This is a genomic window from Syntrophales bacterium, assembly GCA_023229765.1.
GTDB lineage: Bacteria > Desulfobacterota > Syntrophia > Syntrophales > UBA5619 > DYTH01.
In genome coordinates this window covers 1-8,748 of sequence record JALNYO010000062.1, presented here as the reverse complement: position 1 = coordinate 8,748, position 8,748 = coordinate 1, and the positions used below count along the sequence as shown (strand labels likewise).

General features: G+C 52.6%; 9 protein-coding genes. 1 reads left to right on the top strand and 8 read right to left on the bottom strand.

The window, feature by feature from the left end; all coding sequences use genetic code 11:
* Positions 1 to 115: 115 nt before the first annotated feature.
* Positions 116 to 1,105: a tetrathionate reductase family octaheme c-type cytochrome gene (locus M0P74_17525; GenBank protein MCK9365388.1), complete on the bottom strand. Its 990-nt coding sequence runs from the start codon at positions 1,103 to 1,105 to the stop codon at positions 116 to 118.
* Positions 1,106 to 1,333: 228 nt separating this feature from the next.
* Between M0P74_17525 and M0P74_17520 the strand changes: the two genes are divergently transcribed.
* A complete protein-coding gene (locus M0P74_17520; protein MCK9365387.1) occupies positions 1,334 to 2,734 on the top strand; it encodes a sigma 54-interacting transcriptional regulator in 1,401 nt (466 codons plus the stop codon).
* On the opposite strand, the gene M0P74_17515 is transcribed toward M0P74_17520, so the two are convergent.
* The 7 genes from M0P74_17515 to M0P74_17485 form a co-directional block, all read right to left on the bottom strand.
* Positions 2,725 to 2,943 (bottom strand): hypothetical protein, encoded by a 219-nt coding sequence (locus M0P74_17515; GenBank protein MCK9365386.1) that lies wholly within the window; start codon positions 2,941 to 2,943, stop codon positions 2,725 to 2,727. The genes M0P74_17520 and M0P74_17515 overlap by 10 nt on opposite strands.
* On the bottom strand, positions 2,927 to 3,697 hold the full coding sequence (locus M0P74_17510; protein MCK9365385.1) for a hypothetical protein: 771 nt from the start codon (positions 3,695 to 3,697) through the stop codon (positions 2,927 to 2,929). The genes M0P74_17515 and M0P74_17510 overlap by 17 nt, the downstream gene beginning before the upstream one ends.
* Before the next feature lie 66 nt (positions 3,698 to 3,763).
* The gene (locus tag M0P74_17505) at positions 3,764 to 4,291 is read right to left on the bottom strand and encodes an amidohydrolase family protein (GenBank protein ID MCK9365384.1); all 528 of its coding nucleotides are present in this window, start codon (positions 4,289 to 4,291) and stop codon (positions 3,764 to 3,766) included.
* Positions 4,292 to 4,578: 287 nt separating this feature from the next.
* Complete coding sequence (locus tag M0P74_17500; GenBank protein ID MCK9365383.1) at positions 4,579 to 5,466, bottom strand: alpha/beta fold hydrolase; 888 nt, start codon at positions 5,464 to 5,466, stop codon at positions 4,579 to 4,581.
* 58 nt (positions 5,467 to 5,524) lie between these two features.
* Positions 5,525 to 6,142, bottom strand: a complete 618-nt coding sequence (locus tag M0P74_17495; GenBank protein MCK9365382.1) for a hypothetical protein — start codon at positions 6,140 to 6,142, stop codon at positions 5,525 to 5,527.
* A 168-nt stretch (positions 6,143 to 6,310) separates the two neighbouring features.
* Positions 6,311 to 6,937 (bottom strand): TetR/AcrR family transcriptional regulator, encoded by a 627-nt coding sequence (locus tag M0P74_17490; GenBank protein MCK9365381.1) that lies wholly within the window; start codon positions 6,935 to 6,937, stop codon positions 6,311 to 6,313.
* 71 nt (positions 6,938 to 7,008) lie between these two features.
* On the bottom strand, positions 7,009 to 8,373 hold the full coding sequence (locus M0P74_17485; protein ID MCK9365380.1) for a B12-binding domain-containing radical SAM protein: 1,365 nt from the start codon (positions 8,371 to 8,373) through the stop codon (positions 7,009 to 7,011).
* Positions 8,374 to 8,748 lie beyond the last annotated feature (375 nt).

The following is an 8,748-nucleotide window of genomic DNA, read 5'->3' as shown; positions in this document are numbered from 1 at the left end:
ATCCGCCCCACACTCGAAAAAAGATATTTGCATATACAAAAACCCTGCCAACTTCCAACGGGCTCGTCCAACTACAGGATAAGATCGTGGTTCGCTTCGCTCTCACGATCTATCCTTATTCGTTCGGATCGATCTTGTCGCCGGGAAGGTTCCGATCGACCTTGCCGTTGTACCAAAAGTATTCGGGAGCGAAATCCTTGTTCCACTTGAACTCCCCCTTAATCTTGGCAAAAGTATCCATGCCGAAGGCATCCTTCTCCGGTTTGAGATCCTGACCGGCCTTCGACCAATCCCACCAGACCTTGGTTGGCAACACCCTGGCGATGGTCGGGATGTGACAGGTTTGGCAGGCCACCTTTTTGGCATGTCTGTTCAACGCCGCATTTTTGTGGATCTGGGGCTTGTCATGACAATCAGCGCACTGCAGGCGGAGTTTGTCCCCCTGCGAAACCAGCAGGGACTCTCCCCGAATTACATGGTTCTGGGTTTTGTGGCAGTCGGTGCAACCCATCTTGGCCTTGCCGCCCATGTGGACGTCGAGCTCCGCGGTCGGGTCCGTCATCGAGGAATCGAGATCCCCATGCTTTATATGGTCTCCGCCTCCACCGTAGAAGTGGCATGAACCACAAGTTTTCCGGGAGCTTTTTCCGACGCTCTGGGCAATCTTGGTCAGATCCAACTTGGGATCCGGCGCCACCGCCGGAAAGACTTTTTTATAGCTTCCCGTCGTATCATGGCAAGCCAGACAATCAACGTTCTCCGCCTTGGTGAAGTCATACTGGTTGTTCTTGTAGCCGTAGCCGGCATGACAGACCGTGCACCGGGGCTCGTTGGAAGGAACGGCTATGCAGAAATTGTTGATGACGTTCTTCTTGCCTACGGATACTTTCCTGCCGCGAACCACCTGTTCGTCAGACCAGGTCCAGTGCGGCGTCTTCATAAAATCCTGAGCCTGTTTCTGGTGGCACTCCAGACACTTGGCTGTCACCTCGGGCCCGCTCTTGAAAGGGCCGGCAAGCAAGTCGGCATGGTTTGGCCCCGCCAGGACGTCTGAAGCAACGGACAATCCCAGAATGAGCGCAATTGCAAAAATCTTTAATTTCATAGACACTCCCTCCTGTTTAAAGTTTCCCGGGGTAACAGCAAAAAGAGAGCCATCGACAGGCCAAACGGGAATGAAAAAAAATAATAACAAATACAGTTCATTATGATAGCAAGATTATTGCAGTGGCTCGATCGGCGAACAAATGTTAACAAAAAATAAACGCTTGATAATTAACAGACGTTCATTTATTAACATTATCCGTTATCGAATAAACAAAGGACAAAAGCCATGTTCAGCAACCATTTAGGACAATACTGGGAAACCATCGTGAATACGATGACGGACGGCGTCATCGTTGTAGACGTCGACTGTAAGATCCTGACCTCCAATCGGGCGCTGGAGGAGATGACCGGCTATGACAAAAAGGAGCTGGTGGGACAGCCCTGTACAATTCTTGGTTGCGACGTTTGCGTTTCCGACCGTTCGAATGCAGCCGGTAAAAAGGAATTGAATTGCGATCTGTTTTCCAAGGGGACAGTGGTCAAGCGCCGCTGTCAGCTTCGCAGAAAGAATGGAAAAACGCTCCATATGCTGAAGAACGCCGCAATCCTGAAGGACGGCAGCGGCAAAACGGTGGGCGGAGTCGAAACCATTACGGACATTACTGATCTCGTGGAAAAAGAAGAGGTGATCCGGGAACTTAAACACCTGCTGTTGCCTCAGGAGGGCTTTGAGGGGATTATCGGCAAAAGCGGCAAGATGGCCGATGTCTTTGAACTGATCCGCAACGCCGCAGCTTCCGACGCCCCGATCATCATTTATGGCGAGAGCGGAACGGGAAAAGAGCTGGCGGTAAACGCCATCCATCGCCTGGGGGAGAGAAACAAGCGGCCCCTGATCAAGGTTAGTTGTGCGGCCTTGAGCGAATCGCTGCTGGAAAGCGAGCTCTTCGGCCATGTGAAAGGCGCCTTCACCGGCGCTGGCAGAGACCGCAAGGGGCGCTTTGAAGCGGCCCACAGGGGCGATCTTTTTCTGGACGAAATCGGCGACATTCCTCTGACGATGCAGATCAAACTTCTCCGGGCGCTTCAGGAAAAGGAGATAGAGAGAGTCGGCGAGCAGACGCCGATCCGCGTTGACGTGCGGATCATCGCCGCAACCCACAGGGACCTCAGGGCGATGTGCCGGGAAGGCGGTTTCCGGGATGATCTTTTCTATCGGTTGAATGTAATCCCGATCAACCTGCCTCCACTCCGGGAAAGGCCGGAGGATATTCCCCTGCTTGTGGATTATTTCATACGAACCATCCGGATGAGGACGGGAAAGGACATTCAGGGGGTTACGGAGCAGGCAATGGGGCTTCTGATTGCTTCGCAATGGCCCGGCAATATCCGGGAACTTATCAACGTCCTCGAATACGCCTTCGTCGTATGCCGTGAAGAGCTGATTTCTGCCCACCACCTACCATCGCTGCATCCGGTGGGAATGCGCCTTCCTTGCCGCCCCCAAAAGGGGGAGGGCGGCCGGACACGTAAAGAAGAGCTGCTCCGAATCCTTGAAAATACGGGGGGAAACCGGCAAGAGGCGGCCCGTCTGCTGGGAATCAGCCGGGTAACGCTCTGGAAGCTTCTCAAGAGACACGCCATCAGCATAGAGCCGCTCATTCGTTCTGAACCAATTCATCTGTAAAAGCGCAACAGATGAAGCCCTGCAGCCGCCTGCATCGGCAAGATCGAAAAAAGGGTGTAGAGGCCTGTGAGCTTTTCTTCTGGAATGGACCGGCAGAGAGGCAAATCCAGTACGGCGGCGCGCATCAGGGCGAAATCTATGTTAAGCCCCGCCAATGTGCCGTCAAAATCAAAAACAATCGCCTGCCAGGTTTTAGATTCTATCTTCAAAGCTGCTCATTTTCCGATACTCCCAGAGCGCCGCCAGGGCGCCCGCCGCCCGCTCCGGGGTGGGAAAATTGACGAGTGCGCCTCCTGCCTCGAGTTGCCGGATTTCCTCGTCCCAGATTCCCGGTGGGGAGAGCAGACAGGAGATAACCGGTTTTTTCTGTTTCCATTGCAGCAGGAGTCTGGAAAAGCCCGCTATGGCATCCCTGTTGGTTGACGCGAATACCATTAGCAGCAGAACGCCGTTCACATTGTCATCTTCCATGGCCGCCTCGATGATGCCCTCAATCGCTTGAGTGTTGTACCAGGCGGGCCCCATATCCACGGGGTTCGTGCGCAGGGCAAGGGGGGGAAGCAGGTTGTTGATCAATAGCTGAGTCTCCGGGCAAAAGGCGGCTATCTCCAGACCTTTGGACTCGCAGACATCCGCGGCCGCTATCCCGGGGCCTGCCTGACCGGTAAGAATTGCGACTTTTCCTCCGCCGGGAAGCGGGCAAAGGGCCAGGGCGCGCGCTGTATCCAGAAGCCGCTCTGCGCTGTCAACTTGAAGAACCCCCGCCTGTTTGAGCGCCCCTTCGTAGATTTCCTGCTTTCCGGCCAGGGAACCGGAGTCCTGATTGCCGGTGCGGGAGTTTCCGGTCTTGTAGGCGACCACTGGTTTTGCAAAACGGGCATTTTTCATTGCCGCCAGGAACCTTCGCGGCTCATCCATGCCTTCAATATAAAGGGCAATGACCTGGGTATCCGGATCGTCCATCAGTAACATTAGCTTTATTGGCCACAATATATCCCGGGCATTCGCAAGTGCCCCGTTCTTTGCGCGTCAGGCTCTGAACACCCAGTTGATCTTCTGCCCTGCCATATCTATGGCGCCGAAAGGGTTATTGGGGTGAATCAAGACCACCATGGAGCGTTTGTCCAAGGCTTCCAGGAGCGGATCAAACAGCGGGTTGCCGAGATACTTGCCGCCGTAACTGGACAGCAGCCCGATCCCATCGAGCTTCAACACATCCAAGGCCCGGCCCGCCTCTTCGCAAACCCCGTCCACGTCCGGAATAGGCAGTGTAGCGAAGTCTCCGAGGCGCTGCGGCTGCCGGGCGACGAATTCCGCCGCCTCGTCGTTGCAGCGGACGGCAAGTTTACGCGCCTCCGCATCATCGCCGTTATGAACCCCCAGTACCGACAACGACAGCACTGCAGCGACGCTGCCGTGCCGGTCCAGAAAGTCGACGGTCCCCTGCGGGCTCCACTGCGGCGTCCGGATAGTTGGTCCCAGCGAGGCGATCGCCTCGCGATACGCCGGGGTCATCGAATGACAATATACATCAATCCGTCCGCTGTCAGCTTCCATTCAATTCTCCTCTGCCCGATTCACCATCAACACAACTTATTGACGTTCCGCTGTCACGGCTTGTCAGTTCAAGTCAGTTCCGCGCGCGGAACTGACTTAGCATCATGATGTAATTAACAAATTAACGAAGGTGCCGATCATTTTCCCGCTAAATTCTTGCTCCCTTTGTCTGCCTCGGCAGTTTTTTGGGGACTGTTTACTTAAGCCACGGATTAGTTCACCGTAAATAAGTGGCTGTCCCCAATTGTTCAATTGTTCAATTGTTCCTGTTATGTCATTTTATGAAGTTATCTGTAGTTATTTCCGTTAGCGTGCGTTATATGATTAGAAATAGCATCGATTATTTCCGGCCAAGCCTCTTTTGGCATGTCATGACCCATTCCATCAATTATCAACAGTTTTGCGCCGGGTATCAACTGCGCTGTTTCCTTGCCCCCTTCCACTGACATGAATGGGTCCTTATCTCCATGTATTACGAGCGTTGGGACTTTTATCGATGAAATAGATGATTTTCTATAACCATGGGTAAGAACAGCCGCGCTTTGACGTGCCATGCCTTGCGGGTAATAAGAACGGTCATAGCTCTCGGCCACGAGAGCCCGCAATCGCTTTTCGTCAAAAGGAAATCCAGGACTCCAGAGCTTGCGCCACATATTCACGTTGTGTTCAATATACGCTTCGCGTCCGTCCGGAACAGGTTTATATACCTCAGCTAAAACATCCGGTTTTATTTGTGGTAGTTCAGGATTTCCTGTGCTCGACATGATAGAGGTCAAGCTCAGGACACGCTCAGGATGCCGAAACGATAAGATCTGGGCTATCATGCCACCCACTGAAGCACCACAGATATGTGCCTTCTCTATGTCCAAAGCATCAAGCAAACCAACAGCATCATCTGCCATATCCTCAAGAGTGTATGCCGGGGTTACAGGTTCACCTCTCATGGCCGCTATCATGTCGGGAATGCCGGCATTTTCAAATTTTGTCGACAAGCCGATGTCTCGATTATCGAACCTAATCACAAAGAGCCCATTTTTTGCCAATAACTTGCAGAACTCGACTTCCCAATAAATCATCTGGCTCCCGCCTCCCATTATTAATAACAACGTTGGAGACGAACTGTCACCAAAAGAATCATATTCGATCTGAATTCCGTTAGCTATCACACTGGGCATTGATTACTCCTTGTAATTGAATAACTATCTATTGTTTTGTTCGTTTTATCCTTATTCGTTATGTGCGCTTTTCCTTCCCGCATGGAAACCTCGGGAACATAAAAGGAACGCGCCGCTTGTACTCGATATAGGGTTTCCCGTATCGAAGTTCCAATTCCCTCTCTTCGAAGTACCGCAAGTTAATCATGTGGATGGGAATGATTACCAACAAGGCACCAAGCGTTACAGCGGTGGAATCAGCTATTAAGCCCATTCCCACGCACGCCAAGTAGTAGCCAAGAGACATGGGATTCCGGGTCCACTGGTAGAGACGCACTCTGACCATTTGTTTCGTTAGTAGAAAAGCCGCTGTCCCTCTTCCCAACTTGATCAACGAGTGATTTGAACTGATTAAGAAGCCGAACCCCACCGACAACGACAACAAGCCAATTCCGAGCATGGCCGATCGCCATGGGAGAGACGGTACTCCGAGTAACTCGTCATAACGAGGGAGGCCCGGGTGGAAGAGACTGACTAGCCCGGGCAACACCAGACAGCTCCAATAAAGCAGGTGGCTGATGCGGCTGGCCCTTTCTGCCGCACTCTTCTCGGGAATACGCCTTATCTTAGTGCCTAGCCATATTGTGCCCACTAGAAAGATGGCGGCGGCGATGGCCTGGATGATGATAACTGCCATAAGCCCTCCTTAGATATTCATCTGCTCGCATAACGAGTCTGTAGAAAAACTCGTTTTCAAATGGTTAGCCGAATGAGGGCGGATCGGTTTCTTCGCCCTTCCGATTTGGCTTCCCGGTTTAAATTAGTCAACGGGAGGTGCGGATAGTCTTTGCATCTCCCACTTTTTTCAAGGTTTACGACCTTCCCGTTTTGCCAGTTCGGCTGCCGCCTTGGTCGTGAGCTGTGGCCGGATCAGGTTTCGTAAGAGGTCAATTCCCCTCCGGAGTGTTTCCTCATTGACCTCTTCCCCGCCAACCTCCAGGTAGTTAAGCCAGAAGAGAGTCACCAGCCAAATCTCTTCGGTAAAGAGGGCCATCTCCTTTTCGGACATGGGCTTCAGTGTTCCTGTGGCAACGGAATAGTCATTGGATTGCAGGATAACACCGAGCATAGCGTGATGGGTTCGGTGGAAACGGTCATTGAGGAGCGGATCGTTCATGATCAGGGAGGTCAGCTCGCGTTTGAAAAATCGGTAGCGCCAATTGTATTCCTGGATCATGACAAAGGTCTGTTCCATCGTTTCCAGGGTGCCGGGCTGAAACCGTTCGAGTATCAGCTGATACTGTTCCAGGCCGTAGGCGTCCATCTGGTCGAAGATGGCGCGGATGATGTCTTCCTTGTTGCGGAAATGATAGTAGAGATTGCCCGGGCTGATGCCGACGGTCGCGGCGATATGGTTGGTGGTCACCCCTTTGGTGCCTTGCTCATTAAAGAGCTGGATGGCTGTCTCTATGATCTTGTCACGGGTTTTCATATTTGATATGTTACCAGATAGAGGCAGCGATGATTATTGCAAAGCCTCCGGTCCTTTCCTGTACAATTCATTCATCTCTCATAATCCAAGTGGGCCAAACGAATCTTTTTGAGAACAGTGCCGAACAGGCGTATTCGCTGCAGCATGCCTTGCAGTCCGAAGTGGGCAAGGGTGGGGATGATCCTGTAAAACGGCACCGCTTTGGCCCAGAGGTTGGCCATTTCCCCATGAAACTCCGGAAGCGGCAGGGTGGTGGGGAGAAGGGCATGGACCATGTCGTAGAGTTCCGGCTTGTGGCTCAATATCTCTCCGTATCGCTCGGCATGGAGCTTGGTACCGGGAAGCGGGGTCATCACGGTGAAAGTGGCGTACTTGTGCTTCCGTTGTCGCACATAGGCGAGCAAATTGCGGAAATCCGCACGGCTGTAGTCCGGATTGACCATGTAGGACGCGTACATCATGATCCCCAGCTCATCAAGAATTTTGACCGCCCGGCCCTGCTGCTCTGTGGTTATCCCTTTGTTCATGGTCTTGAGTCGCTGGTCGGAACAATCCTCCATGCCGACAAAAACCTGGGCCAGGCCGATTTTTGCCCATTTGGCGAACAGGGCCGGGTGGTTGATGATGGTATCCACCCGGCCATAGAGAAAGTAGTTCTTTTTTATCCCCGCCTCTTGGATCAGGTCGGCCAGTCGGTCCATCCGTTTTGCATCGCACATGGATTCGTCATCGCAGAAAAAAACATTCGGCTCGGCAATGGCCTTCAGCTCCGCCACCACTGCCGCCGGATCGCGGCGCAGATATTTGCCGCCGGTAATGGACCAGAGGGCGCAAAAGTTGCAGCGGGCGGTGCAGCCCAGCGACGTGCGCACCGAGGCCAGGGGCTTGAACCATTCGCTGAAATAATGTTTCCGGTAGCGGGCCGTCAGTGAGCGATCGGGAAAAGGGAGATCGTTCAGGTCGGTGTAGGGCCGTGGCGCACTGAACATCATCCCTTCCGAACACGGGACAGCCAGCCCCTTGATCTCCGAGAGGCGTGCCCCTGCTTTTAAGGCCCCGGCTATCTCGCGCAGAGTGAAAACTCCTTCGCCGATGACCACGACATCAATGTCCGGTTCGTTGAAATCCTCAGGTTGCACCGTGGCATGGTGCCCCCCAATCACTACGAAGAGTTCCGGGAAGATGGCCTTGAGACGGGCCGTAATATTCTTGATGATATTGACGTGGCTGGTGAAACCGGTGAGGCCTACCAAATCCGGCTGAAACCTGCGGCAAACCCCTTCGATATCCGGCTCCAACCGGGCATCAAGAATCTCGACAGTATGGCCGTCCAGCTTGAGACCTGCCCCGAGATATTCCAAGGCCAATGGCTCAAACAAGAAAAATTGATCGGTAAGGGGGGCATGACTTGGGGGCTGGATGAGCAGAACCTTCATGGCGTTTTCTCCTGTCTTGGTAGAGTATTTATTCTAACTTAGAACAAATACTCTAATATAACAAGAAAAATATCAGTAAGAGAGGGCGCGTCTGTCTCTATCCTTGGACGAATTACCGAAAAAGCGTTTTCATCATTTGAACCCCTGCTCCAAAGTTAGCACGCAAATCAGCAACAATCGCTCGGGCCAAGTATCCTGGTGGTTCAAGTCTATTGGGCCATGCATTATTTTCGATTCCGATGGGTAACCTAGTACCATGTAACATTTTATCTTTCGTATTTAGAGAAAGTATGATATTCTGGCGACAACTCAATGAAGGAGGTCGCCATGCAACCAAGATATCGAGTAACACTGACGGAGGAGGAACGCAGAGAT